The sequence below is a fragment of the Stutzerimonas stutzeri KOS6 genome (genome assembly GCF_000307775.2).
GTDB classification, from domain to species: Bacteria; Pseudomonadota; Gammaproteobacteria; order Pseudomonadales; family Pseudomonadaceae; genus Stutzerimonas; species Stutzerimonas stutzeri_B.
Genome location: NZ_KK020676.1, coordinates 2526082 through 2550526 on the forward strand (window position 1 = coordinate 2526082; position 24445 = coordinate 2550526).

The 24445-nt window shown below is 62.1% G+C and carries 25 protein-coding genes; 16 read left to right on the forward strand and 9 right to left on the reverse strand.

Going from position 1 to position 24445, the window contains the following annotated elements:
* The first annotated feature begins 21 nt into the window (after nucleotides 1-21).
* From ccoN (B597_RS39580) to B597_RS39635, 12 genes are all read left to right on the forward strand, one after another.
* The gene (gene ccoN / locus B597_RS39580; RefSeq protein WP_003294831.1) at nucleotides 22-1446 is read left to right on the forward strand and encodes a cytochrome-c oxidase, cbb3-type subunit I; all 1425 of its coding nucleotides are present in this window, start codon (nucleotides 22-24) and stop codon (nucleotides 1444-1446) included.
* A gap of 13 nt (nucleotides 1447-1459) precedes the next feature.
* Nucleotides 1460-2071, forward strand: coding sequence for a cytochrome-c oxidase, cbb3-type subunit II (ccoO, locus tag B597_RS39585; RefSeq protein WP_003294832.1), 612 nt, complete (start codon nucleotides 1460-1462; stop codon nucleotides 2069-2071).
* Between the two features lie 94 nt (nucleotides 2072-2165).
* On the forward strand, nucleotides 2166-3101 hold the full coding sequence (ccoP, locus tag B597_RS39590; protein WP_003294833.1) for a cytochrome-c oxidase, cbb3-type subunit III: 936 nt from the start codon (nucleotides 2166-2168) through the stop codon (nucleotides 3099-3101).
* Nucleotides 3102-3451: 350 nt separating this feature from the next.
* Nucleotides 3452-4879: a cytochrome-c oxidase, cbb3-type subunit I gene (ccoN, locus tag B597_RS39595; RefSeq protein WP_003294835.1), complete on the forward strand. Its 1428-nt coding sequence runs from the start codon at nucleotides 3452-3454 to the stop codon at nucleotides 4877-4879.
* Nucleotides 4880-4891: 12 nt separating this feature from the next.
* Nucleotides 4892-5503, forward strand: a complete 612-nt coding sequence (gene ccoO / locus B597_RS39600; protein WP_003294836.1) for a cytochrome-c oxidase, cbb3-type subunit II — start codon at nucleotides 4892-4894, stop codon at nucleotides 5501-5503.
* A 6-nt stretch (nucleotides 5504-5509) separates the two neighbouring features.
* Nucleotides 5510-5695: a CcoQ/FixQ family Cbb3-type cytochrome c oxidase assembly chaperone gene (locus B597_RS39605; RefSeq protein ID WP_003294837.1), complete on the forward strand. Its 186-nt coding sequence runs from the start codon at nucleotides 5510-5512 to the stop codon at nucleotides 5693-5695.
* A complete protein-coding gene (ccoP, locus tag B597_RS39610; protein ID WP_003294839.1) occupies nucleotides 5696-6613 on the forward strand; it encodes a cytochrome-c oxidase, cbb3-type subunit III in 918 nt (305 codons plus the stop codon).
* 135 nt (nucleotides 6614-6748) lie between these two features.
* Nucleotides 6749-8161: a cytochrome c oxidase accessory protein CcoG gene (gene ccoG / locus B597_RS39615; RefSeq protein WP_003294841.1), complete on the forward strand. Its 1413-nt coding sequence runs from the start codon at nucleotides 6749-6751 to the stop codon at nucleotides 8159-8161.
* 12 nt (nucleotides 8162-8173) lie between these two features.
* On the forward strand, nucleotides 8174-8674 hold the full coding sequence (locus tag B597_RS39620; protein ID WP_024162342.1) for a FixH family protein: 501 nt from the start codon (nucleotides 8174-8176) through the stop codon (nucleotides 8672-8674).
* Between the two features lie 7 nt (nucleotides 8675-8681).
* Nucleotides 8682-11096, forward strand: coding sequence for a heavy metal translocating P-type ATPase (locus B597_RS39625; protein WP_003294843.1), 2415 nt, complete (start codon nucleotides 8682-8684; stop codon nucleotides 11094-11096).
* A gap of 107 nt (nucleotides 11097-11203) precedes the next feature.
* The gene (gene ccoS, locus B597_RS39630) at nucleotides 11204-11416 is read left to right on the forward strand and encodes a cbb3-type cytochrome oxidase assembly protein CcoS (RefSeq protein WP_003294844.1); all 213 of its coding nucleotides are present in this window, start codon (nucleotides 11204-11206) and stop codon (nucleotides 11414-11416) included.
* Nucleotides 11409-12125 (forward strand): sulfite exporter TauE/SafE family protein, encoded by a 717-nt coding sequence (locus B597_RS39635; protein ID WP_003294846.1) that lies wholly within the window; start codon nucleotides 11409-11411, stop codon nucleotides 12123-12125. Before ccoS ends, B597_RS39635 begins: the two co-directional genes overlap by 8 nt.
* Nucleotides 12126-12139: 14 nt before the next feature.
* Here the strand turns inward: B597_RS39635 and nadE are convergent, their stop codons facing one another.
* Nucleotides 12140-12964, reverse strand: a complete 825-nt coding sequence (gene nadE, locus B597_RS39640; RefSeq protein WP_003294847.1) for an ammonia-dependent NAD(+) synthetase — start codon at nucleotides 12962-12964, stop codon at nucleotides 12140-12142.
* A gap of 199 nt (nucleotides 12965-13163) precedes the next feature.
* Here nadE and hemN point away from each other — a divergent pair, with 199 nt between their 5' ends.
* The 4 genes from hemN to B597_RS39660 all read left to right on the forward strand — a co-directional run bounded on the left by hemN (nucleotide 13164) and on the right by B597_RS39660 (nucleotide 16628).
* Complete coding sequence (hemN, locus tag B597_RS39645) at nucleotides 13164-14546, forward strand: oxygen-independent coproporphyrinogen III oxidase (protein ID WP_003294849.1); 1383 nt, start codon at nucleotides 13164-13166, stop codon at nucleotides 14544-14546.
* A 113-nt stretch (nucleotides 14547-14659) separates the two neighbouring features.
* Nucleotides 14660-15394, forward strand: coding sequence for a fumarate/nitrate reduction transcriptional regulator Fnr (gene fnr, locus B597_RS39650; RefSeq protein WP_003294851.1), 735 nt, complete (start codon nucleotides 14660-14662; stop codon nucleotides 15392-15394).
* 24 nt (nucleotides 15395-15418) lie between these two features.
* A complete protein-coding gene (locus B597_RS39655) occupies nucleotides 15419-15967 on the forward strand; it encodes an adenine phosphoribosyltransferase (protein WP_003294853.1) in 549 nt (182 codons plus the stop codon).
* A 52-nt stretch (nucleotides 15968-16019) separates the two neighbouring features.
* The gene (locus tag B597_RS39660; protein WP_003294854.1) at nucleotides 16020-16628 is read left to right on the forward strand and encodes an SCO family protein; all 609 of its coding nucleotides are present in this window, start codon (nucleotides 16020-16022) and stop codon (nucleotides 16626-16628) included.
* A gap of 29 nt (nucleotides 16629-16657) precedes the next feature.
* Here the strand turns inward: B597_RS39660 and B597_RS39665 are convergent, their stop codons facing one another.
* From B597_RS39665 to pdxB, 8 genes are all read right to left on the reverse strand, one after another.
* Nucleotides 16658-17362, reverse strand: a complete 705-nt coding sequence (locus B597_RS39665; RefSeq protein ID WP_003294855.1) for a type 2 periplasmic-binding domain-containing protein — start codon at nucleotides 17360-17362, stop codon at nucleotides 16658-16660.
* Between the two features lie 10 nt (nucleotides 17363-17372).
* Nucleotides 17373-18146 carry an ABC transporter permease gene (locus B597_RS39670; protein ID WP_024162344.1) on the reverse strand — a complete coding sequence of 258 codons (774 nt, stop codon included), beginning with the start codon at nucleotides 18144-18146 and terminating at the stop codon, nucleotides 17373-17375.
* Nucleotides 18143-18889, reverse strand: a complete 747-nt coding sequence (locus B597_RS39675) for an ABC transporter ATP-binding protein (protein WP_003294859.1) — start codon at nucleotides 18887-18889, stop codon at nucleotides 18143-18145. Before B597_RS39675 ends, B597_RS39670 begins: the two co-directional genes overlap by 4 nt.
* 96 nt (nucleotides 18890-18985) lie before the next feature.
* Nucleotides 18986-19975 (reverse strand): ABC transporter substrate-binding protein, encoded by a 990-nt coding sequence (locus B597_RS39680; RefSeq protein WP_003294861.1) that lies wholly within the window; start codon nucleotides 19973-19975, stop codon nucleotides 18986-18988.
* 145 nt (nucleotides 19976-20120) lie between these two features.
* The gene (gene recR, locus B597_RS39685) at nucleotides 20121-20720 is read right to left on the reverse strand and encodes a recombination mediator RecR (RefSeq protein WP_003294863.1); all 600 of its coding nucleotides are present in this window, start codon (nucleotides 20718-20720) and stop codon (nucleotides 20121-20123) included.
* Between the two features lie 98 nt (nucleotides 20721-20818).
* Nucleotides 20819-21145 carry a YbaB/EbfC family nucleoid-associated protein gene (locus B597_RS39690; RefSeq protein ID WP_003294866.1) on the reverse strand — a complete coding sequence of 109 codons (327 nt, stop codon included), beginning with the start codon at nucleotides 21143-21145 and terminating at the stop codon, nucleotides 20819-20821.
* A gap of 20 nt (nucleotides 21146-21165) precedes the next feature.
* Nucleotides 21166-23175 (reverse strand): DNA polymerase III subunit gamma/tau, encoded by a 2010-nt coding sequence (dnaX, locus tag B597_RS39695; RefSeq protein WP_024162345.1) that lies wholly within the window; start codon nucleotides 23173-23175, stop codon nucleotides 21166-21168.
* Nucleotides 23176-23263: 88 nt separating this feature from the next.
* Entirely contained in the window at nucleotides 23264-24409 is a 1146-nt protein-coding gene (gene pdxB / locus B597_RS39700) for a 4-phosphoerythronate dehydrogenase PdxB (protein ID WP_003294868.1), read from the reverse strand.
* Nucleotides 24410-24445: the final 36 nt, after the last annotated feature.

Consider the following 24445-nt stretch of genomic DNA (forward strand, 5'->3'; position numbering starts at 1 on the left):
CCCGTGGATGGAAGCCCATACATGAACACAGCAACCAGTACCGCCTACAGCTACAAGGTGGTCCGCCAATTCGCCATCATGACGGTGGTGTGGGGAATCGTCGGGATGGGGCTCGGCGTTTTCATCGCAGCACAATTGGCCTGGCCATTTCTGAACTTCGACCTCCCCTGGACCAGCTTCGGCCGTCTACGTCCATTGCACACCAATGCGGTGATTTTCGCCTTCGGCGGCTGTGCTCTGTTCGCGACCTCCTACTATTCGGTCCAACGCACCTGCCAAACCACCCTGTTCGCGCCCAAACTGGCCGCGTTCACCTTCTGGGGCTGGCAGTTGGTCATCCTGCTCGCCGCGATCTCCCTGCCGCTGGGTTTCACCAGCTCCAAGGAATACGCGGAGCTGGAGTGGCCGATCGACATCCTGATCACCATCGTCTGGGTGGCCTATGCGATCGTCTTCTTCGGCACGCTGGCGACGCGCAAGGTCAAGCATATCTACGTCGGTAACTGGTTCTTCGGCGCCTTCATCCTGACCGTGGCGATTCTGCACATCATCAACAACCTGGAAATCCCGGTCACCGCGATGAAGTCTTACTCGCTGTATGCCGGCGCGACCGATGCGATGGTTCAGTGGTGGTACGGCCACAACGCGGTGGGCTTCTTCCTGACCGCGGGCTTCCTCGGGATCATGTACTACTTCGTGCCCAAGCAGGCCGAGCGTCCGGTGTATTCCTATCGCCTGTCGATCGTCCACTTCTGGGCACTGATCACCGTCTACATCTGGGCCGGTCCGCACCACCTGCACTACACAGCGCTGCCGGACTGGGCGCAGAGCCTGGGCATGGTGATGTCGCTGATTCTGCTGGCGCCGAGCTGGGGCGGCATGATCAACGGCATGATGACCCTCTCGGGCGCCTGGCACAAACTGCGTAGCGACCCGATCCTGCGCTTCCTGGTGGTCTCGCTCGCCTTCTACGGCATGTCCACCTTCGAAGGCCCGATGATGGCCATCAAGACGGTCAACGCCCTGTCGCACTACACCGACTGGACCATCGGCCACGTACACGCCGGCGCCCTCGGCTGGGTTGCGATGGTATCCATCGGCGCGCTGTATCACCTGATTCCAAAAGTGTTCGGTCGCGCCCAGATGCACAGCGTAGGCCTGATCAACACCCACTTCTGGCTGGCCACCATCGGCACCGTGCTCTACATCGCCTCGATGTGGGTAAACGGTATCGCCCAGGGCCTGATGTGGCGCGCGATCAACGACGACGGCACCTTGACCTACTCCTTCGTCGAAGCACTGGAAGCCAGCCACCCCGGATTCGTGGTGCGGATGATCGGTGGTGCGATCTTCTTCGCCGGCATGCTGGTGATGGCCTACAACACCTGGCGCACCGTTCAAGCGGCCAAGCCGGCCGAGTATGACGCAGCCGCGCAGATCGCTTGAGGAGCCAACACAAATGAAACAACACGAAAAACTTGAGAAGAACGTAGGCCTGCTGGCCCTGTTCATGATCCTGGCCGTGAGCATCGGCGGTCTGACCCAGATCGTCCCGCTGTTCTTCCAGGACGCGGTCAACGAACCGGCCGAGGGCATGAAGCCCTACACCGCGCTGCAACTCGAAGGCCGTGACCTGTACATCCGTGAAGGTTGCGTCGGCTGCCACTCGCAGATGATTCGCCCCTTCCGTGCCGAGACCGAGCGCTATGGTCACTACTCCGTTGCCGGCGAAAGCGTCTACGACCACCCGTTCCTGTGGGGCTCCAAGCGTACCGGTCCGGACCTGGCCCGCGTCGGCGGTCGCTACTCCGACGACTGGCATCGTGCGCACCTGTACAACCCGCGCAACGTAGTGCCCGAGTCGAAGATGCCGTCCTACCCGTGGCTGGTCGAAAACACCCTCGACGGCAAGGACACCGCCAAGAAGATGTCGGCGCTGCGCACCCTCGGCGTTCCCTATAGCGACGAAGACGTCGCAGGTGCTCAGGACTCCGTCAAGGGCAAGACCGAGATGGATGCCATGGTCGCCTACCTGCAGGTACTCGGCACGGCTCTTACCAACAAGCGCTGAGTCATAACAGCCAAGAAATGACGGGCTGCCGAGCAGCCGTCAGGGACTTCAATCGCGGACAGCCAGAGTTGCTCGGGCTGTCCAGGAGTAGCACATGAGCACTTTCTGGAGTGGATACATCGCCCTGCTGACGCTGGGCACCATCGTCGCTCTGTTCTGGCTGATCTTCGCCACCCGCAAGGGCGAGTCCGCCGGCACTACCGACAAGACGATGGGACATGCCTTCGACGGCATCGAGGAATACGACAACCCGCTGCCACGCTGGTGGTTCCTGCTGTTCATCGGCACCCTGGTGTTCGGCATTCTCTATCTGGTGCTTTACCCAGGACTGGGCAACTGGAAGGGCGTCCTGCCCGGCTACGAAGGTGGCTGGACTCAGGAAAAGCAGTGGGAGCGCGAGGTCGCCCAGGCAGATAAGAAGTACGGTCCGATCTTCGCCAAGTACGCTGCCATGTCGGTAGAACAGGTCGCCCAGGACGAACAAGCCGTAAAAATGGGTGCCCGTCTGTTCGCCAACTACTGCGCCATCTGCCACGGTTCCGATGCCAAGGGTTCGCTGGGCTTCCCGAACCTGGCCGACCAGGACTGGCGCTGGGGTGGTGATGCGGCGTCGATCAAGACCACCATCCTGCATGGCCGTATCGCGGCAATGCCGGCATGGGGCCAGGCAATCGGCGAAGAAAGCGTGAAAAATGTCGCCGCCTTCGTCCGCCAGGAACTCGCTGGCCTGCCGCTGCCGGAAGGCACGGACGCCGACCTGGGCAAAGGTAAAGAGGTCTACGCACAGACCTGCTCCGTTTGCCACGGCCAGGGTGGCGAAGGCATGGCCGCACTCGGCGCGCCCAACCTCAAGCACGCCTCCGGCTGGATCTATGGCTCGAGCCTGGCCCAACTGCAGCAGACCATTCGTCACGGCCGCAACGGTCAGATGCCTGCGCAGAAGCAGTATCTGGGCGAGGACAAGGTCCACCTGCTCGCCGCCTACGTTTACAGCCTGTCGCAAAAACCGGCTCAACTCGCCAAGCAGTGAGTCCGAAAAGGGCGGTACACTGGTACCGCCCTTCCCGCCTTGTTCCCGAGCAACTTCTTACCACTGCGACCATCTGTCGCATCGCAAACTGACAGACGCCCTTCCCCCTCTACGCTTGCACTCCTAAGCTTTGCTTCCGACTCGCCGCCCTGCCTAGAACCACAAGGCGAAGTCGCAATTCCTGCGCGCCGGCCGGGTGCGTAACGTCCCTGCGCAGCGCATGGAAAACGCATGAAATCAGGGCTTTGGGGAGAAAAGGGAGCCGTGTCGTCGTTTGCATTGCCCCCCTGCTTTCTCCATACTTGCCGCCGTTTTTGCCTTCGAAAATGCCATTAGCGTGGAAGCCTTGCATGAGCACAGCAATAAGTGAGACTGCTTATAACTATAAGGTGGTTCGCCAATTCGCCATCATGACGGTGATATGGGGAATCATTGGGATGGGTCTGGGTGTCTTCATCGCCGCGCAGCTGGTGTGGCCCGGGCTCAACTTCGATCTACCATGGACGAGCTTTGGCCGTCTGCGACCCTTGCACACCAATGCGGTGATTTTCGCCTTCGGTGGCTGTGCGCTGTTTGCCACGTCCTACTACGTGGTTCAGCGCACCTGCCAGACACGGCTGTTCTCCGACGGTCTCGCCGCTTTCACCTTCTGGGGTTGGCAGGCCGTGATCGTGCTGGCGGTCATCACCCTGCCGCAGGGCTTCACCAGTTCCAAGGAATACGCCGAGCTGGAATGGCCGATCGATATCCTGCTGGCGATCGTCTGGATCAGCTATGCGCTGGTCTTCTTCGGCACCATCATGAAGCGCAAGGCCAAGCACATCTATGTCGGCAACTGGTTCTTCGGCGCCTTTATCCTGGTGACGGCGATGCTGCACATCGTCAACAACATGGAAATCCCGGTGACCCTGTTCAAGTCCTACTCGATCTACTCGGGTGCGACCGACGCGATGGTGCAGTGGTGGTACGGCCACAACGCCGTGGGCTTCTTCCTGACCACTGGCTTCCTGGGCATGATGTATTACTTCGTGCCGAAGCAGGCCGAGCGTCCGGTGTATTCCTATCGCCTGTCGATCGTCCACTTCTGGGCATTGATAACCCTGTATATCTGGGCCGGCCCGCACCACCTGCACTACACCGCACTGCCGGACTGGGCGCAGAGCCTGGGCATGGTGATGTCGATCATCCTGCTGGCACCGAGCTGGGGCGGCATGATCAACGGCATGATGACCCTCTCGGGCGCCTGGCATAAGCTGCGCACCGACCCGATCCTGCGCTTCCTGGTGGTATCGCTGGCCTTCTATGGCATGTCGACCTTCGAAGGTCCGATGATGGCCATCAAGACCGTCAACGCCCTCTCCCACTACACCGACTGGACCATCGGCCACGTACACGCCGGTGCCCTTGGCTGGGTGGCGATGATCACCATCGGCTCCATGTACCACCTGATCCCGAAAGTGTTCGGTCGCGAGCAGATGCACAGCATCGGCCTGATCAATGCGCACTTCTGGCTGGCCACCATCGGCACCGTGCTCTACATCGCCTCGATGTGGGTCAACGGCATCACCCAGGGTTTGATGTGGCGTGCGATCAACGAAGACGGCACCTTGACCTATTCCTTCGTGGAAGCACTGGAAGCCAGCCATCCCGGCTTCATGGTCCGTGCCCTTGGCGGTGCCTTCTTCCTCGCCGGCATGCTGCTGATGGCCTACAACACCTGGCGCACTGTGCGTGCCACCAAGCCAGCCCAGTACGACGCTGCCGCGCAGATCGCTTGAGGAAACGGATAGATGAAGAACCACGAAATACTTGAAAAGAACATCGGTCTGCTGACCCTGTTCATGATCCTGGCCGTGAGCATCGGCGGTCTGACCCAGATCGTCCCGCTGTTCTTCCAGGACGCGGTCAACGAACCGGTCGAGGGCATGAAGCCCTACACCGCGCTGCAACTCGAAGGCCGTGACCTGTACATCCGTGAAGGTTGCGTCGGCTGCCATTCGCAGATGGTACGCCCGTTCCGTGCCGAGACCGAACGCTACGGCCACTACTCCGTTGCCGGCGAAAGCGTCTACGACCACCCGTTCCTGTGGGGCTCCAAGCGTACCGGTCCGGACCTGGCCCGCGTCGGCGGTCGCTACTCCGACGACTGGCATCGTGCGCACCTGTACAACCCGCGCAACGTAGTGCCCGAGTCGAAGATGCCGTCCTACCCGTGGCTGGTCGAGAACACCCTCGATGGCAAGCACACCGGCGACAAGATGTCGGCGCTGCGTACCCTTGGCGTTCCCTACACCGACAAGGACATCGCCGGCGCCCGGGATGCCGTTCGCGGCAAAACCGAGATGGACGCCCTGGTGGCCTATCTGCAAGTACTCGGCACTGCACTCACCAACAAACGGTAACGCATGATGGAAATCGGGACTCTTCGTGGCCTGGGCACAATTCTGGTATTCGTCGCCTTCATCGGCGTGGTGCTCTGGGCCTACAGCAGCAAACGCAAGCAAAGCTTCGACGAAGCAGCAAACCTGCCCTTCGCAGACGACGAGACCGACGCCAAGAAGCGTGATGAAGAAGCTTCCAGGAGTAAGAAATAAATGACCTCGTTTTGGAGTTGGTACGTCACCCTGCTAAGCCTCGGCACCATTGCCGCGCTGGTCTGGCTGCTGCTGGCGACACGCAAGGGACAACGCCCCGACAGCACAGAGGAAACCGTCGGCCATTCGTACGACGGCATCGAGGAATACGACAACCCCTTACCGCGCTGGTGGTTCATGCTGTTCGTCGGCACTGTCGTGTTCGCGCTTGGCTATCTTGCGCTGTATCCCGGCCTGGGCAACTGGAAAGGCATTCTGCCTGGCTATGAAGGTGGCTGGACCCAGGTCAAGGAATGGCAGCGTGAGATGGACAAGGCCAATGAGCAATATGGCCCGCTATACGCCAAATACGCTGCCATGCCGGTGGAAGAAGTTGCCGCGGACCCGCAGGCGCTGAAGATGGGCGGACGCCTGTTTGCCTCCAACTGCTCGGTCTGCCACGGCTCCGACGCCAAAGGCGCGTACGGCTTCCCGAACCTGACCGACAACGACTGGCTGTGGGGCGGTGAGCCGGAAACCATCAAGACGACCATTCTGCATGGCCGTCAGGCCGGCATGCCCGCATGGAAGGACGTAATCGGCGAAGAAGGTATCCGCAACGTCGCCAGCTACGTACGCAGCCTGTCGGGCCGAGATACCCCAGAGGGTATTAACGCGGACATTGAGCAGGGTCAAAAGATCTTCGCGTCCAACTGTGTAGTCTGCCATGGACCGGAAGCCAAGGGCGTTGCAGCCATGGGCGCGCCGAACCTGACCGACAATGTCTGGTTGTATGGTTCGAGCTTTGCCCAGATCCAGCAGACCCTCCGTTACGGTCGCAATGGCCGCATGCCGGCCCAGGAAGCAATCCTTGGCAATGACAAGGTGCACTTGCTGGCAGCCTACGTCTACAGCCTGTCGCAGCAGCCGGAGCAGTGATCCACAGGGTCGGGGGTGACGACCTGTCGCACCCGACCCCAACGCTCCGGGCGTACCATTCGCAGCTGGACAGAAAATGATCCTGGTCGGCACGTATCGGCCAGGACACCCACCTTCCGCCGTGGTACGCACTTCATGACTCAGCAGATACCCGTTCGTGATGTAACCCCCCCGTCCAAGGCCGGCGCCTCCGGCGACCTTTACGCCGCGCGTGAAAAGATCTACACCCGAGCCTTCAGCGGACTGTTTCGCAACCTGCGACGCGTCGGCGGCGCAGTGCTGTTCATCCTCTTTTTCGGCACCGTCTGGCTCAACTGGAACGGCCGCCAGGCTGTCTGGTGGGACCTGCCAGAACGCAAATTCCACATCTTCGGGGCAACCTTCTGGCCCCAGGACTTCATGCTGTTGTCGTGGCTGCTGATCATCTGCGCCTTCGGCCTGTTCTTCATCACCGTATTCGCCGGCCGTGTCTGGTGCGGCTACACCTGCCCGCAAAGCGTCTTCACCTGGGTGTTCATGTGGGCGGAGAAGATCACCGAGGGTGATCGCAACCAGCGCATGAAACTGGACAAGGCGCCCATGAGCGCCAACAAGTTCCTCCGCAAGCTCGCCAAGCATGCGATCTGGATCGGCGTCGGCATTCTGGTCGCCATCACCTTCGTCGGCTACTTCACTCCGATCCGCCAACTGGTTCCGGACCTGCTCACCTTCAACGTGAATGGATGGGCGGCGTTCTGGATCGGCTTCTTCACCCTCGCCACCTATGGCAGCGCAGGCTACCTGCGCGAGCAGGTGTGCATCTACATGTGCCCCTATGCGCGCTTCCAGAGCGTGATGTTCGACAAGGACACGCTGATCGTCTCCTACGATCCACGCCGCGGCGAGAAGCGCGGCCCGCGCAAGAAGGACGCCGATTACAAGGCCATGGGCCTCGGTGACTGCATCGACTGCACCATGTGCGTCCAGGTCTGCCCGACCGGCATCGATATCCGTGACGGCCTGCAGATCGAATGTATCGGTTGTGCCGCGTGCATTGATGCGTGCGATGCAATCATGGACAAGATGAACTACCCGCGCGGGCTGATCAGCTATACCACCGAGCACAATCTGTCCGGCCAGAAGACCCGCCTGGTGCGCCCGCGCCTGATCGGCTACGCGGTAGCACTGCTGGCCATGATGAGCCTGTTCTCGTACGCCGTGTATGATCGGCCACTGGTTAAACTGGATGTCCTCAAGGACCGTGTGCTGTACCGCGAGAACGAGCAGGGCAATGTCGAAAACGTCTACACCCTGAAGGTGATGAACAAGGCTCAGCGCGAGCAGACCTTCGTGATCGAAGCATCCGGACTGGAAGGCCTGGTCTACGAGGGCCGCAACGAAATTCGTGCAGAGGCCGGCGAGTTGGTCACCGTTCCGGTCGAGCTGTCCATTGCACCGGAGAATCTTCCCTCGAGTACCAATGAAATCGTCTTCCATGTTCGCTCGGTAGACGACGAGTCGATAAACGACGATGCCGACAGCCGCTTCATTGGCCCTAGCATCCGCTAAGCAAGGTAATTCATGCGCTCTGAAAACGAACAAACGCGGTGGTACACCCAGTTCTGGGCCTGGTTCGTCATCGCGATCCTGCTGATCGCGGTGGTACTCGGCTTGTCGATGCTGACCATTGCGATCCGAAACGCCGACACGCTCGTCGCGGACAACTACTACGACGCAGGCAAGGGCATCAATCAATCGCTGGAGCGCGAGAAGCTGGCCGAGCGCCTCGAGATACATGCTCGCATCGTTCTCAACGACGAACGCGGCCTCGCGGAATTGCAGCTGAGCGGCGCGAGTCGGCCCCAGCAGCTGGTGCTCAACCTGCTCTCGCCGACCCAACCCGAGCGTGACCGGCGTATCATCCTGCAGCCTCAAGGTGACGGCTTTTATCAAGGCCAGATGCAAGAGCCGATCAATGGACGGCGCTTCGTCGAGCTGCTTGGCCGCGAGGGCGACCAGGACTGGCGTCTTTTCGAGGAAAAAACCATCGAAGCCGGCCGCGCGCTCGAACTGAAGCCCTGAGCCGCTGATGGCAAAGCCCCTTCCCTGCTACCACTGTGGCCTGCCGGTTCCCGCCGGCAGCCATTTCCAGGCCCGCGTGCTGGGTGAGACGCGGGCCTTGTGCTGCCCAGGCTGCCAGGCGGTTGCTCAGGCGATCGTCAACGGCGGGCTGGAAAGCTACTATCAGCACCGCAGCGACACCGCGATCAACCCTCAGGCCCTGCCTCAGGAGCTGGGCGAGGAGATGGCACTGTACGACCGCAAGGACGTGCAACAGCCATTCGTGCAGCATCAGGGCGAGCTGGCCAGTACCTCCCTGATGATCGAAGGCATCAGCTGCGCCGCCTGCGGCTGGCTGATCGAGCGTCATCTGCGCAACCTGAACGGTATCGCCGAAGCAACCCTCAATCTCTCCAATCACCGCCTGAACGTGCGCTGGAGCGATTCCCAGCTGCCGCTCAGCGAACTGCTGGCCGAGCTACGACGCATCGGCTACGCCGCGCATCCCTATCGGGCCGACGAGGCCGCGGAGCGCCTGGCCAGCGAGAACCGTCGCTCCCTGCGCCAGCTGGGCGTCGCCGGCCTTCTGTGGATGCAGGTCATGATGGCCACCATGGCCACCTGGCCCGAGTTCAACCTCGACCTGTCGGAGAGCTTCTTCGTCACCCTGCGCTGGACCGCCCTGTTGCTGACCACGCCCATCGTCTTCTACTGCTGCACCGACTTCTTCAAGGGAGCGGTGCGCGACATACGCACCCGCCACCTGACCATGGATGTTTCGGTTTCTCTGGCCATTGGCGGCGCGTATGTCGCCGGTATCTGGTCCACGATCACGGGTCAGGGCGAACTCTATTTCGATGCGGTCGGCATGTTCGCCTTGTTCCTGTTGGCGGGCCGCTATCTCGAACGAAGAGCCCGCGAGCGCACCGCGGCCGCCACCGCTCAGCTCGTCAACCTCTTGCCCGCCTCCTGCCTGAGGCTCGACGCTGAAGGCCACGGCGCCCGCATCCTGCTCAGCGAGCTAAGGCTCGGAGATCACGTACTGGTTCAGCCCGGTGGGCTGATTCCAGCGGACGGGACGATCATCAGCGGGCAGTCCAGTGTCGACGAGTCGCTCCTGACTGGCGAGTACCTGCCTCTGCCGCGCGGCGTGGACGACGCGGTCACGGCCGGCACGCTGAACGTGGAAGGCCCGCTGACCGTCGAAGTCCAGGCCTTGGGCGACGACACACGTCTGTCAGCCATCGTTCGGTTGCTGGAGCGCGCCCAGGCGGATAAGCCGAAGCTTGCGGAGCTGGCTGACCGGGTCGCGCAATGGTTCCTGCTGGTGGTCCTGGCGGTAGCCAGCATCGTGGGCCTGGTCTGGTGGCAGATCGATCCGCAACGGGCGTTCTGGATCGTCCTCGCACTGCTGGTGGCGACCTGCCCCTGCGCCTTGTCGCTGGCGACGCCCACAGCCTTGACTACGGCTACCGGCACCTTGCACAAGCTCGGGCTGCTGCTGACTCGTGGGCACGTGCTGGAGGGCCTCAATCACGTCGATACCGTAGTGTTCGACAAGACCGGCACCCTGACCGAGGGACGCCTGACACTCACTGCCGTGCATACGCTAGGCCCGCTCGACACCGATACCTGCCTGGCCCTGGCCGCGGCTCTCGAAAACCGCTCAGAGCACCCGATTGCGCGCGCCTTCGGACGTGCACCACTGGCAGCCGAGTCCGTCGAGAGCGTGCCGGGCCTCGGCCTGCAGGGCAGCGTCAACGGACGGATTCTGCGCATAGGCCAGCCGAATTTCGTTGCCGATGGCTATGGCCAATCCGCGCCGACGATTCCGGGACAACAGGGGCAATGGCTGTTGCTGGGCGATGGGCAGGGGCCGCTGGCCTGGCTGGTACTGGATGATCGCCTTCGTGACGACGCTCCGGCGCTGCTCGAAGCCTGTCGGCGCCGCGGCTGGCAGACGCTGCTGTTGTCCGGAGACAGCTCGCCGATGGTCGGACAGATTGCCACCGAGCTGGGTATCGACCAGGCCGAAGGCGGCATGACACCAGCTGCGAAGCTGGCCCGCTTGCAGGCACTGCAAGCCCAGGGGCATCGGGTGTTGATGCTCGGAGACGGGGTCAACGACGTGCCCATCCTCGCCGCGGCTGACATCAGCGTCGCCATGGGCTCAGCCACCGATCTGGCGAAAACCAGCGCCGATGCCGTCCTGCTCTCCAATCGTCTGGGCAGTCTGGCACAGGCGTTCGTCGTTGCGCGCCGCAGCCGGCGCATCATCATCGAAAACCTTGCCTGGGCAAGCCTGTACAATGGCCTGATTTTGCCATTCGCCGCGATTGGCTGGGTCACGCCGCTTTGGGCGGCACTGGGCATGTCGATCAGCTCATTGCTGGTGGTATTGAACGCTCTTCGACTGACGCGCCAACCCGAGGCCGTCAGTTGAGCGCCGATTGAAACGTGCCGCAAGGCGGTGATCCCTACCCCGTTGGATACGCCCGCCATGCGCTTATCATTCGCTGAAGACTTTCGCTTCAGATTCTGGAGGTCCCGATGGCCGCTCTGTATATCCTGATCCCTGTCGCGGTGGTCCTGGTGGCGCTGGCTATCTGGGTATTTTTCTGGGCGGTGGATAGCGGCCAGTTCGATGACCTCGACGGCCCGGCACACAGCATCCTGTTCGATGACGATGAGCCGAAACGGCCTGCCGCAGCCGATCCAGAAGCCGCACCCGAAAACCAGGCGGAGCAACACAAAGGTGAATGAACTGGCACCACTGTTGCTGTCCGCCCTGGTACTGGGATTGTTGGGAGGCGGTCACTGTCTCGGCATGTGTGGTGGCCTGATGGGCGCCCTGACCATGGCGATACCACCGGAGCAGCGCTCCAGACGTTTGCGCCTGCTGATCATGTACAACCTGGGACGTGTATCGAGCTATGCCGTTGCCGGCTTTCTAATCGGACTGGCAGGCTGGGCAGTGGCGAACAGTCCTGCAGCCATGGCTTTGCGCGTCATGGCTGCCCTCTTGCTGATCAGCATGGGCCTCTATCTGGCCGGCTTGTGGAGCGGCCTGACCCGCGTCGAGGCGCTTGGCCGCGGGCTTTGGCGACATATTCAACCTGTCGCCAGTAGATTGATGCCGGTTACCAGCCTACCACGCGCCCTGGTGCTGGGTGCACTTTGGGGGTGGCTGCCGTGCGGACTGGTCTACAGCACGCTGCTGTGGTCAGCCAGCCAGGGCGATGCACTGGATAGCGCACTGTTGATGCTGGCGTTCGGCATCGGCACCTGGCCTGTACTGCTTGCTACTGGCGTCGCCGCCGAACGCTTGACCGCACTATTGCGCAAGCGCGGAGTCCGGGTCGTCGGTGGAATAATGGTCATTCTGTTCGGCATCTGGACCATGCCCGGCCCGCACCAGCAATGGCTGATGGGGCATGGCTCAGCAACATCGCAGGGCGGCCACGCGCACTAGCGCCGGCAGCTGCTTCATGGTTCCTTGGGCAGTTGGCGCTTGTGCGCGGTCTTGTCGTAGGTCTCGACGATGATAAGCGCCGCCTCGTCAGGAACCGGCTTGCCTTGCAGGAAGTCGTCGATATTACGATAACTCACGCCATGCGCCGCCTCATCGGGCTTGCCCGGTGTCAGCTCCTCCAGATCCGCGGTCGGCACCTTGTGCACCAGCTGTTCCGGCGCGCCCAGCGCGGCGGCCAGTTGCCGGACCTGATCCTTCACCAGACCGGCCAGCGGTGTCAGATCGCACGCACCGTCCCCGAACTTGGTAAAGAAGCCCATCACCGCCTCAGCGGCATGGTCGGTGCCGATGACCAGGCCTTGCCGGGCATTGGCGATGGTGTACTGGGCAACCATGCGCATGCGCGCCTTGGTGTTGCCCAGCACGAAGTCGCGCTGCTCGGGGCTCAGTGGATCGAGCGCCTCGGTGGCTGCGGCCAGGCCGAGCACGGCGGTACCGATATTCACGGTGTGGCATTCGTCGGGCTTGATCGTATCCACTGCGAGCTGGGCTTCGTGTTCGTCATGCTGCACCTGATAGGGCAGGCGCACCGCAATGAAGCGGTAGTCGCCCTCCCCAGCCTCGCGCAGGCCCTCTACCGCCCGCTGGGCCAGCAGGCCGGCAGTGGTCGAATCGACCCCGCCGCTGATTCCCAGCACCAGCGTCTTCATTCCCGATTCACGTAGACAGCGCTGTATGAAGTGCACCCGGCGCTCGATCTCGGCCTGGACCGCCTCCGCCCCCGTGAACGGTGCGCATACATTGAGCGCAGCTGCAATTTCTTGCTGGCGACTGTGCATGAAACTCTCCTTGGCCATATGAGGCTCTGCTGATAAAGGGACATGACGTGATCGTCCGACCACAAATGCAGGAAAACCTTCGGGTTTACCGTCGATCCGGTCCAGCTGGCTAGGGTCAGACCAAGTTTGATACAGGTCAAGTCCGGCGCCAGGTGCTCCCCCTAGAATCCTGCCACCGCTGCCTGACCGGACCCGCCACATGCTCGACTCCATTCGCTGGAATGCCGACCTGATCCGTCGTTACGATCAGGCTGGCCCGCGTTATACGTCGTACCCGACAGCGGCCCAGTTCAACGACAAGGTCGGCTCTTTCGACCTGCTGCATGCCCTGCGCAGCAGCCGCCTGGCATCACAGCCATTGTCCCTGTACGTCCACCTGCCCTTCTGCGCCAATGCCTGCCATTACTGCAGCCGCAACAAGGTGATCACCAAGGATCGAGGTCGCGTGGGGCCCTACCTGGAACGTCTGGAAAAGGAAATAGAGCTGATCGCCTGCCACCTTGGCCAGGACCAGATCGTCGAGCAACTGCATTTCGGCGGAGGCACACCGACGTTTCTCAGCCATGCCGATCTGCGGCGACTGATGAACCAGCTACGCCAGCACTTTCATCTGCAGGACGACGACCACGGCGACTTCAGCATCGAAGTCGACCCCAGGGAAGCGGACTGGCCAACCATTGGCCTGCTCCGGGAGCTCGGATTCAATCGCATCAGTATCAGCCTCCAGGACCTGGACCCGGACGTGCAACGCGCGATCAATCGCATGCAAACCCTAGAGCAAACCCGCACCATCATCGAAGCCGCACGCACGTTGCAATATCGCTCGCTGAACATCGACCTGACATACGGCTTGCCATTGCAAGACCCGACGCGCTTCGCCAAAACCGTGCAGGCGGTCATAGATCTCCAGCCGGATCGCCTGTCACTGTTCAACTATGCGCATCTGCCGGAGCAGTTTCCGTCACAGCGTCGCATCAACCCCGCCGAACTGCCAAACTCCGCAGAAAAGCTGATCATGCTCGAACAAAGCATCGAGCTGCTCACCGATGCGGGATATCGCTACATCGGCATGGATCACTTTGCCCTGCCCGATGACGAACTGGCGATGGCCCAGGAAGACGCCAGCTTGCAACGCAACTTCCAGGGTTACACCACTCACGGACACTGCGATCTGGTTGGACTCGGTGTTTCGGCGATCAGCCAGGTCGGCGATCTCTATTGCCAGAACAGCCTCGACATCTCCGACTACCAACGTCAGTTGGATCAGGGTCAACTACCCATCATCAAAGGCTTGCGCTGCAACCGGGACGACCGCATTCGTCGCGCCGTCATTCAAGCGCTGATCTGCGACTTCGAATTGTCTTTCGAGCATATCGAGCGCGAGCACGCCATCAATTTCAAGAGTTATTTCGCCGAACCCTGGCCTATGCTGGAGAAAATGGCAGTAGACGGACTGATCGAGCTGACGGATGCCCACCTGATCATCCAGCCGACCGGGCGCCTGCTGGCTCACTCGATATGCATGCTGTTCGATCACTATCTACCCGAGCATGCCGCTCACGGCTACTCACGCGTGATCTAGGCATCGACCGGACGGCTTGCATCGCTCGCCCTGCGACCCTCGTGCCGATTGGCTATGGCCGACAAGCTGGGTTAACCTTGCGAGCTATATTCAGGTTTTCCAGGAAGCCCCCTATGTCCGAATCGATCAAGGTCCGTGCGCAGCGGCAAGCACACTGCAAGGATTGCAGCCTTTCCGGGCTTTGCCTGCCTCTGTCGCTGAACATGCAGGACATGGACGCTCTGGACGATATCGTCAAACGCGGCCGGCCCCTGAAGAAAGGTGAAACCCTGTTCCGGCAAGGTGAAACTTTCAGTTCCGTATTTGCCGTGCGCTCTGGCGCCCTGCGTACGTTCAGCGTTACTGACGGCGGCGAGGAACAGATCACCGGCTTCCATTTGCCCAGCGAGCTGGTCGGCCTATCCGGCATGGATACGGAAAGCTACCCGGTAACCGCGCAAGCCCTGGAAACCACGTCGGTCTGCGAAATCCCCTTCGAGCGGCTCGACGAACTGAGTGTGTTGCTGCCGCAGCTGCGCCGCCAGCTGATGCGCATCATGAGCCGCGAAATTCGCGACGATCAGCAGATGATGCTGCTGCTTTCCAAGAAGACCGCCGACGAGCGCATCGCAACCTTTCTAATCAACCTGTCTGCGCGTTTCAGTGCACGAGGCTTCTCGGCCAACCAGTTCCGCTTACCGATGTCGCGCAACGAAATCGGCAACTACCTGGGGCTGGCGGTTGAGACCGTTTCCCGCGTATTCACCCGCTTTCAGCAGAGCGGCCTGCTCGAGGCCGAGGGCAAGGAAGTGCGCATTCTGGACTCCATCGGTCTGTGCGCCCTTGCCGGCGGGGCCATGGACGTCTGAGTCAGCGAGTTTTGGAGTAGTCCGATGATCTTCGACGAGTTCAGCATCAAAACCCTGATCCGCCCCGTACCCGACTTTCCCCGGCCGGGCGTTGTGTTTCGCGACATCACACCGATCTTCCAGTCGCCCAGGGCGCTGCGCATGGTGGCCGACAGCCTTATCCAGCGCTATGTGGAAGCCGACTTCACCCATATTGGAGCCCTGGACGCACGCGGCTTTCTGGTCGGCTCGATCCTTGCGTATGAGCTGAACAAACCCCTGGTGCTTTTCCGCAAACAAGGCAAGCTGCCGGCAGACGTGCTGTCACAGGCCTACTGCACCGAATACGGCGAAGCGCATCTGGAAATCCACGCAGACAGCCTCTGCGAACGCGATTCGGTGCTGCTGTTCGATGACCTGATCGCCACCGGTGGCACACTGCTCGCAGCAGCCCAACTGGTCAGACGCATGCGCGCCAACATCCATGAGGCTGCCGCGATTATCGATTTGCCCGAACTGGGCGGCTCGCAGAAACTGCAGGATATAGGCATTCCCACCTTTACGCTGACCGCCTTTGCCCTGAGCGACCGCTGAGGGCGACCTGCCGGCGTGCCGCCGATTCGCTGCAACCTGAAGGAACCTGCCCGTGTTTAAGACGCTTTTGGGCGGCCTGCTTGCCCTCGCCCTGGCTTGCGCCGGCCCCGCCTTCGCTCTGGATCGCGATGCCTTGCTGGACCAGGCGAACATCCTGCTGCTGCCACGTGAGCGTGCCATACCGCAGATCGAGCTGATCAATCAGGACGGGCAGCCGTTCAGAACCTCGTCTCTGCGGGGACGCTGGCATATCCTGTTCTTTGGTTTCACCGCTTGCCCAGACATCTGCCCCACTACACTTAGCGATATGCGTCGCCTGTTCGCCCAGCTACCGGCCGAAACCCGTGAGCGACTGCAGCTGGTCTTGGTCAGCGCCGACCCGGCCCGCGACACGCCGCAACAATTGAAGACCTACCTGAGCTACTACCGCGCCGGCTTCAGCGGGTTGACCGGGGACCTGCAGCAACTGCAGCGGCTGTCCAAGGCACTGGGCCTCCCCTTCGTACCAGCCACCGACACTCAAGGGGATTACAGTGTCAGCCACAGCGGCAACCTGGCGCTGGTCGCGCCCGATGGCACGTTGCGCGGGCATATCCGCGCGCCGCTCAAACTCACCGGGCTGCAACGGATGTTGCCACAAGTCATCGATAGCGAGCGCTGAACAGAACCTGGGCTGCAGCTCAGTCTCGATCAATGGCAATCCAGAGTGTCAGCCAGCACGTAGGCCTGAAACGCCACCTCATCGATCCACTGCTGCGTGAGCTTCGCCAACCGCCCTTCTGCTGACCAACTTGCGATAAACGTGTCGATCTGCCGCTGCAGGCCTGCATCGTCCGAGCTCAGCCTCAGCTGCCTTTCAGCATCGGACAGCGCCGGCAACAGACGCTTGTAGCGCCGCCACTCCGGCAAGGCAGCGATCTGCGCAAGCAGTACGTCGTCATCGACCACTGCACGGCATTCGCCAAGCTTGAGCCCAATGAGCGCGTGCGCCGCGCTCGGATACTCACGCGGCAAGGCCGCGAAGCGAGTACTCAGCAGTGCCGAGTAAGGGCTGGCGCTGCTGATGCACACCGGCTGGTTTCGGAGGTCGGACCAGACAGCCGGACCACCCTCGGTGGCGACGAGCGCGGCCGGCATGGCACGGTAGTAGCTGCTGCCGCCACGCTGATCGCTTGCCAGCATGCGCACATCGGCATCCGCCGCTCCTTCTGCCACCAGTTGCATGGGACGTCCGAGCGCTCCGGCCAGTTGCTCGGCCAAGGCCGGCTCGAGGCTCTCCGTTTCGCTGCTCGACAGAACCCGATGCTCGGGCAGTTGTACTCGCATTGGCTCTGCAAGCAGCGCAGCCGGCATCAGCCAGGCAAGCCAGAGAACGAGGCGCGGGAGAGCAGCCATTCAGGCGTCCTCAGACATACTGATAGCGCAGCATCCGCTGCTTGAACTTCTCCAGCACCACCTGATCGATCAACGTGGCGAGAATGGCGATGACCAGGATGTTCATCATCACCCCCACCATGTCGGCGATCTCCCCGGAATAGGCCAGAGAACGGCCGAGCCCCTGGCCGAAGCCAATAAGCATCTCAGCGGAAATGAGCGCACGCCAGGCATTACCGAAGGCCAACTGGGCACCCGTGATCAGCTCTGGCATCACCGCCGGCAGATAGACACGACGCAGCAGTTGCCAGCGTGACGCCCCCATCACCCGCGCTGCCGACACGTGTACCGGCTGCACGCTCTCCGTGGCGTTCATCACCGACAGCGCCATCGGGAAGAAGGCGGCCAGGGCGACCACCACGATGATCGGCAGATTGCCGAAACCCATCACGATGAGGAACAGCGGCACCCAGGCGATCGACGGAATCGACTGCAGAATGACGATGGCCGAGCGCAGGATCTCCCGGAAGAAGAACAGCACCCCGCCGACCAGACCGAAGCCGATGCCGAACAGCAGCGCGAAGCTGTAGCCGCTGCCGAGGCGGCTCATGCTGCCGTAAAGCCCTTCACGGAACTCCGGCTCCTGGATGGTGCTGAACAGGCGCTCGAAGACGGTCGGGATGCCAGGCATCAAGAACGCCGGCAGGCTCCAGGCGGCAGCCTGCCAGATCAGCAGGATGAACAGGATTGCCAGAACGACCGCAAGGTATTTCTTCGGGCCGGTAAGACGACGTGCCTGGCTCATGGGTGCGTTACCTCCGTCTTGATACCCAGCAGACTGAGAATTTCCTTACGCTCGGCGGCGAAGTCGGACAGGTCGTGGCTCTTCTCGCAGTGAGTGAAGTTGAAGGTTTTCAACACGCGTGTCGGTCGCGCGCTGAACACCAGCACGTGGTCGGCCAGATACAGAGCCTCATCGACGTCATGGGTGACCAGCAGCACGGTCGGCTGATGCTCCTCGATCAACTCGCGCAGAACGTCCTGCAGCGCCATGCGGGTCAGGGCATCGAGTGCACCAAACGGCTCGTCCAGCAACAGCACCTCGGGCTTGGCGATGAATGCACGGGCCAGGGCAGTACGCTGACGCATGCCGCCAGACACCTGATGCGGGTAGTAATGCTCGAAGCCATTGAGCCCGACGCGCTCGAGCCAGGCCTGCGCCTGCTCGAATGCGTCGGCCTTGGCCACGCCCTGCAGCTCAAGAGCCATGGCGACGTTGCCCTGCAGGCTCAGCCAGGGATACAGCGCATGCTCCTGAAACACCAGCGTGCGCCGCGGGCTAGGTGCGCTAATCGGCTTGCCGTCGGCGAGCACGCGACCTGCACTGGGCTTTTCCAGCCCGGCCACCAGGTGCAGCAGGGTCGACTTGCCGCAGCCGGATGGACCTACCAGGGCAACCAGCTCGCCCTGGGCGAACTCACCACTGAAGCCCTTGATGACCTCGAGCTGCCCGAAGCGCTTGTCTACTTCCTCAAAACTGAGTTGCATAAAAATCCGCAAATCCAGAAACGAAATTGCCCGGCAATGCGGGCGATGCAAACGACCCGGCACGAGGCCGGGCCCATGTGTCAGCAAACCAGACGATCAGAGCTCGCGAGCTTCCTGCCAGGACAGATCGACAATGGCGCTGGTGTCGAACGGCTTGCCATCGCGGGTCTTCAGCGAACCGAGCTCCTGCAGAATGTCCGCCAGCTCCTGGATGCGCGCCAGATCGTCCTCGCCAAGTTTGGCACTGAAGGTCTGGGTACCGATTGCCTCTTCAATGACCACCTCGCGAGCCAGCTCGCCACGCTTGAGCGTCTTGAGCGTCGGTTCGGCGATGAAGTAGTCCGCGATCAGCTTGGCCGCCTCGGCTGGCTGCTTGTCGAGCATCTCGATGGCCTCGCGCTGAGCGTCCAGAGACTTCCAGACGGCATCCTTGCGCTTGGCCAGGGTATCGCCGGAGGTGATCACCACCATGCATGGGAATGGCCAGACTTCGCCGATCTCGTAAACCTGCTGAACCGGCGCAACCAGCTGTGCGATACGATCATAAGGCTCGAACAGGAAAGCGGCATCGACACGTCCGGATACCAGCGACTGCACCGCCACGGCGGGGCTGACACCCATGATGTTGACGTCGCTCGGCTTGAGTTCGGCGTCCTTCAGCGTGACTCCGCGCAGCACCGCATCGGCCGTGCTCCCTTCTTTCTGGGATGCGAGGATCTTGCCCTTCAGGTCGGCGACCTTCTCGATGCCCGAACCCTCAAGCGCCACGATGGAGTGGTAGCCCTGCTGGGCACCGCCTACCACCTTGAGGTCAGCACCCTTGGAGGCCCAGGCCACCGCGTTGGTGAAGCCCAGCACGCCGGTGTCCAGTTGCCCGCCAACGATGGCCTTGATCAGATCGGTGCCGGAACTGAACTCGATCAGCTCGACGTCCAGGCCATGCTTCTTGTACAGCCCGGCCTCATGCGCAACCATCGCCTGAGCGTCATCCATCACGCGGATGTAGCCCACCTTGAACTTCTCCTGAGCCTGCGCGAAGGCACTCAGTAACAGGAGAGCTGGAACCAGCCAATGCTTTGCTTTCATTTCGACCTCGATTCATATAGCCAGCGCATATAACCAAAACGAAGAAGCATATTCGATTAGGTTATCTAACTTTTCCGGCTTAGAACTTTACCCGAACTATGCGCAAAACGGCACTACCGAGACGTCATAACGTTAACGCTTCAGGTTATAGGCTGATCGGTTTGCGACCTGCCAGCGCGTGTGCCAGCGTACCGCCATCGACCAGTTCGAGCTCGCCGCCCAAGGGTACCCCGTGGGCGATTCGACTGATCGTAAGCCCTTTTGGAATCAGCATCTGCGCGATGTAGTGCGCCGTCGCCTCGCCCTCGACCGTCGGGTTGGTCGCCAGGATGACCTCGCTGAACGCTCCGTCCGCCACCCGGGTAAGCAACTCAGGGATACCGATCGCTTCCGGTCCCAGGCCATCGAGCGGGGACAGATGCCCCTTGAGCACGAAATAACGCCCGCGGAAGCCGGTCTGCTCCACGGCGAATACATCCACTGGACTTTGCACCACGCACAACAGAGAGTCGTCGCGCCGTGGATCCGCGCACTGCGGGCACAAATCATCCTCGGTCAGGGTGCGGCACTGCCGGCAGTAACCCACGCCTTCCATCGCGGCTGCCAGCGCCTGCGCCAGGCGCAGACCGCCACTGCGATCACGCTCGAGCAACTGCAGCGCCATACGCTGCGCGGTTTTCTGCCCAACACCGGGAAGAATGCGCAGGGCATCGATGAGTTGGCGAATCAGGGGGCTGAAGCTCATGGACATCTCGAAGCTGAAGGCTGGGGCTGGGGCCCCTGGCACGCCGCCCTATAATGGACGGGCAGTGCTCAGCAACCTCCAGCCTGGATCGACGCGAATCAGAACGGCATCTTGAATCCGGGTGGCAGTTGCATCCCGGCGGTCATGCCCGCCATCTTATCCTGGCTGTTCTGTTCGATCTTGCGCACCGCATCGTTGACTGCAGCAGCGATCAGATCCTCCAGAATTTCCTTGTCCTCCTGCATCAGGCTGTCGTCAAGGCTGACGCGCTTGACGTCATGCCGTCCGTTCATCACGACGCTGACCAGGCCGGCACCCGACTGGCCCGTGACCTCGGCATTCGCCAGCTCTTCCTGCATCTTCTGCATCTTTTCCTGCATCTGCTGCGCCTGCTTCATCAGGCCGGCCATGCCACCTTTCATCATGGGATATCACCTCAATTCGATCAGGGTTCGGATTGTTCTACGGGTTCGATGGTGCCTTCACGGACCACCGCCGAGAATTGCTGCATCAGTTGCTGGACCAGAGGGTCCGAGTGAATCGATTGCTCCGCTGCGCGCTGGCGCTCGGCACGACGGCGTTGCGCAGCCTGCGCCGGGGTTTCCTGCTCCGGTTTCTGCAGCACGATATCCAGCTGCAGGGTGCGGCCATGGTACTGGTTCAGCGCATCGTTCAGTCGTCGTTGCTGGGTCGGGTTGAACAGCGCGCTCTGTGCCGGATCGAGGTGCATCAGCCAGCGATCATCTTCGACGGCGATGAGCGTACAGTTGGCCGCGATGCTCCCTGTGAGACCGGACAGGCCGAGCTTGAGATAAAGCTCCAGCCACTCGGCAGCCATTCCCGTCGCAGGCTCGACCGAAGGCAGCGGCTCAGCCATTGCCGGCTCGGCGCTCGCCTGGTCCAGTTCGTCAAGGTAGGCCTCAGCCTGATTCTCGACCTCGAAGTAATCTTCGTCGGTAAGCGGCGGCTCGTCATCGTCCGGCTCTTCGACCTGCACCACCGAGGCCACCTGCCCGGGTGGGCTGTCGAGCGGGACCGGTTCGGGCAGAACGGCATCGGCCGCGACCGCAACCGGCGGCACGTCGGGCGGCTCATCCCAGGGCAGGTCGACCAGCGGCGGCGCCTGTTCTTCTGCTTCGAGCGGCGCTGGCGCTTCAGCCACGACAGGGCGCTCGGGCGCTGGTGAATCCGCCGATTCGGCAAGGCGGGTTGCAACAGGCGCTGACGCCGGCACGTCGCTGGTTGGCGCAGCCGATGGAGCGGGCGACACGCCAGTCGGAGCCGTGTCGGCCACCGCTGCAGGTCCGGAATCAGCTGTGGCCGGGCTGATTCCCAGGTTCTTTAGCGATGTTCGCGGCGCATCGTCACTGCCCGCCGGACGGAACGCCAGCATGCGCAGCAGCACCATTTCGAAACCGCTGCGCGGGTCGGGCGCCAGCGGCAGATCACGTCGACCGATCAACCCCATCTGGTAATAGAACTGCACATCTTCGGCCGGCAGCGCCTGGGCCAATGCCAGCACCCGATCACGATCGCCCTGGCCATTGTCCACTGCCTCCGGCAGCGCCTGGGCGATGGCGACACGGTGCAGCACATTGAGGATCTCGGCCAGCACGCCAGCCCAATCCGGCCCCTGCTCGGCGAGATGGCGGACCGCATCGAGCAACGCCTTGGCATCGCCTTCGAGCAGTGCCTGCAGCACGCCGTAGACCTGGCCGTGATCGAGCGTGCCGAGCATGGCCCGCACATCGGCCGCCAGTACCTTGCCCTCGCCGAAGGCGATCGCCTGGTCGGTCAGGCTCATGGCGTCGCGCATCGAGCCGTCGGCCGCTCGCCCAAGCAGCCAGAGGGCGTCATCCTCAAATGGCACGTTCTCGACGCTCAACACATGGCTGAGGTGTTCAACCACGCGCTCGGGCGGCATGTTCTTCAACGAGAACTGCAGGCAGCGCGAGAGAATGGTCACCGGCAGCTTCTGTGGGTCAGTGGTGGCCAACAGGAACTTGACGTGGGGCGGCGGCTCTTCAAGGGTCTTGAGCAGGGCGTTGAACGAGTGCGACGAGAGCATGTGCACTTCGTCGATCAGATAGACCTTGTAGCGCCCGCGACTGGGCGCGTATTGCACATTGTCCAGCAGCTCGCGGGTATCCTCGACCTTGGTGCGGCTCGCGGCGTCGACCTCAATCAGGTCGACGAAACGCCCTTCGTCAATCTCTCGGCATACCGAGCACTGGCCGCAAGGCGTTGAGCTGACGCCGGTTTCGCAGTTCAGGCACTTGGCGATGATCCGCGCGATGGTGGTCTTGCCGACGCCGCGGGTACCGGTAAACAGGTAGGCATGGTGCAGGCGCTGATTGTCCAGCGCATTGATCAAGGCCTTGAGCACATGTGTCTGGCCGACCATTTCGCGGAACGAGCGCGGACGCCATTTACGTGCGAGAACCTGATAACTCATAACACCATCGCGGGGGAACAGGGCGGAGGACGGGTAATGCTAGCGGAGCAGGATGGAAATTGCATCCGGGCTGCGACCGAACCACCGACTAGCCCAGCAATCGGGCACCAAGCGCTTCGACCAGCGCCGCCAGCGGCGGGTTGTCACCGGCAATCCGCACCTGGAGCCCGTCGATCTCGCGCCGCGACGGATAGCGCTTGCGCAGCAGATCGAACGCTGTCCGACGCTGCGCTGCGTCACCGACGAGGCTGCGGCGAAAGTCGGCATCGTCACGACGCGGGTCGTAGACCGCCCGACACAGCGTCGCCAGCATTGCGGCCGGTTCTGCCGATGCGGCCAACGTCAGTTCGCGCAGCGGCGCCTCAGGCATCAGCTGCGCCAGTTCGACTCCCGGCTGCAGACCGCGGGCAGCGCAGTATGCCGCATGGATCTGCGCCGTCCCGCGCAGCTTGCCATCCAGGCTGTAGCCCGCAATGTGCGGGGTGGCGATACGGCACAGGCCGGCAAGCTCGACATCCACCTGCGGCTCGCCCTCCCAGACATCCAACACCGCCTCGAGGTCAGGTCGCTGCAACAGCAGCTCGCGCAGCGCCGCGTTATCCACCACAGCCCCCCGGCTGGCGTTGATCAGCCAGGCACCGGGCCGCAGCCTGCTCAGCCGCTGCTGATCGAGCAGGTGAAAGGTCGGCCAGTCGCCGCTCATGCTCAGCGGTGTATGCAGGCTGATCACATCGCATTCGGCGAGCACCTCGTCCAGCGAGACGAAGCCGCCGGCCTCCCGGGCCTGGCGCGGCGGATCACAGGCGCGCACGTCCCAGCCGAGCCCGCGCAGCACATCGAGCAAGCGCCCGCCCACCTCGCCAGCCCCTACCACGCCGAAACGGCGACGGGAAAGGACTTCGCCCCGCACTTCGGCCAACGCCAGCAGGCTGCCCAGCACATAATCGACCACACCCCGGGCGTTGCAGCCTGGCGCGCTGGCCCAGTCGATACCGGCCTGCTGGAAGTAATCGAGATCCAGATGGTCGGTGCCGATGGTGCAGGTGCCGACGAAGCGCACCGCCGTGCCTTCCAGCAGCTCGCGGTCGACCCGGGTGACCGAACGCACCAGCAGCACATCGACCTGTTCCAGCGCCGCTCGATTTATGCTGCGGCCCGGCATGCGACGTATCTCTCCGAGACTGGCAAAGAACTCATCGACCAGCGGAATGTTTTCGTCGGCGAGGATGTGCATGGCATGGCTCCGTTTGGGGGGAAGCGAATTCTAGAC

What these genes read in the sequence shown, in the direction of transcription:
- ccoN (WP_003294831.1), top strand. Translation starts at nt 22, where the DNA reads ATGAACACAGCAACCAGTACCGCCTACAGCTACAAGGTGGTCCGCCAA.
- ccoO (WP_003294832.1), top strand. Translation starts at nt 1,460, where the DNA reads ATGAAACAACACGAAAAACTTGAGAAGAACGTAGGCCTGCTGGCCCTG.
- ccoP (WP_003294833.1), top strand. Translation starts at nt 2,166, where the DNA reads ATGAGCACTTTCTGGAGTGGATACATCGCCCTGCTGACGCTGGGCACC.
- ccoN (WP_003294835.1), top strand. Translation starts at nt 3,452, where the DNA reads ATGAGCACAGCAATAAGTGAGACTGCTTATAACTATAAGGTGGTTCGC.
- ccoO (WP_003294836.1), top strand. Translation starts at nt 4,892, where the DNA reads ATGAAGAACCACGAAATACTTGAAAAGAACATCGGTCTGCTGACCCTG.
- B597_RS39605 (WP_003294837.1), top strand. Translation starts at nt 5,510, where the DNA reads ATGGAAATCGGGACTCTTCGTGGCCTGGGCACAATTCTGGTATTCGTC.
- ccoP (WP_003294839.1), top strand. Translation starts at nt 5,696, where the DNA reads ATGACCTCGTTTTGGAGTTGGTACGTCACCCTGCTAAGCCTCGGCACC.
- ccoG (WP_003294841.1), top strand. Translation starts at nt 6,749, where the DNA reads ATGACTCAGCAGATACCCGTTCGTGATGTAACCCCCCCGTCCAAGGCC.
- B597_RS39620 (WP_024162342.1), top strand. Translation starts at nt 8,174, where the DNA reads ATGCGCTCTGAAAACGAACAAACGCGGTGGTACACCCAGTTCTGGGCC.
- B597_RS39625 (WP_003294843.1), top strand. Translation starts at nt 8,682, where the DNA reads ATGGCAAAGCCCCTTCCCTGCTACCACTGTGGCCTGCCGGTTCCCGCC.
- ccoS (WP_003294844.1), top strand. Translation starts at nt 11,204, where the DNA reads ATGGCCGCTCTGTATATCCTGATCCCTGTCGCGGTGGTCCTGGTGGCG.
- nadE (WP_003294847.1), bottom strand. Translation starts at nt 12,964, where the DNA reads ATGCACAGTCGCCAGCAAGAAATTGCAGCTGCGCTCAATGTATGCGCA.
- hemN (WP_003294849.1), top strand. Translation starts at nt 13,164, where the DNA reads ATGCTCGACTCCATTCGCTGGAATGCCGACCTGATCCGTCGTTACGAT.
- fnr (WP_003294851.1), top strand. Translation starts at nt 14,660, where the DNA reads ATGTCCGAATCGATCAAGGTCCGTGCGCAGCGGCAAGCACACTGCAAG.
- B597_RS39655 (WP_003294853.1), top strand. Translation starts at nt 15,419, where the DNA reads ATGATCTTCGACGAGTTCAGCATCAAAACCCTGATCCGCCCCGTACCC.
- B597_RS39665 (WP_003294855.1), bottom strand. Translation starts at nt 17,362, where the DNA reads ATGGCTGCTCTCCCGCGCCTCGTTCTCTGGCTTGCCTGGCTGATGCCG.
- B597_RS39670 (WP_024162344.1), bottom strand. Translation starts at nt 18,146, where the DNA reads ATGAGCCAGGCACGTCGTCTTACCGGCCCGAAGAAATACCTTGCGGTC.
- B597_RS39675 (WP_003294859.1), bottom strand. Translation starts at nt 18,889, where the DNA reads ATGCAACTCAGTTTTGAGGAAGTAGACAAGCGCTTCGGGCAGCTCGAG.
- B597_RS39680 (WP_003294861.1), bottom strand. Translation starts at nt 19,975, where the DNA reads ATGAAAGCAAAGCATTGGCTGGTTCCAGCTCTCCTGTTACTGAGTGCC.
- recR (WP_003294863.1), bottom strand. Translation starts at nt 20,720, where the DNA reads ATGAGCTTCAGCCCCCTGATTCGCCAACTCATCGATGCCCTGCGCATT.
- B597_RS39690 (WP_003294866.1), bottom strand. Translation starts at nt 21,145, where the DNA reads ATGATGAAAGGTGGCATGGCCGGCCTGATGAAGCAGGCGCAGCAGATG.
- dnaX (WP_024162345.1), bottom strand. Translation starts at nt 23,175, where the DNA reads ATGAGTTATCAGGTTCTCGCACGTAAATGGCGTCCGCGCTCGTTCCGC.
- pdxB (WP_003294868.1), bottom strand. Translation starts at nt 24,409, where the DNA reads ATGCACATCCTCGCCGACGAAAACATTCCGCTGGTCGATGAGTTCTTT.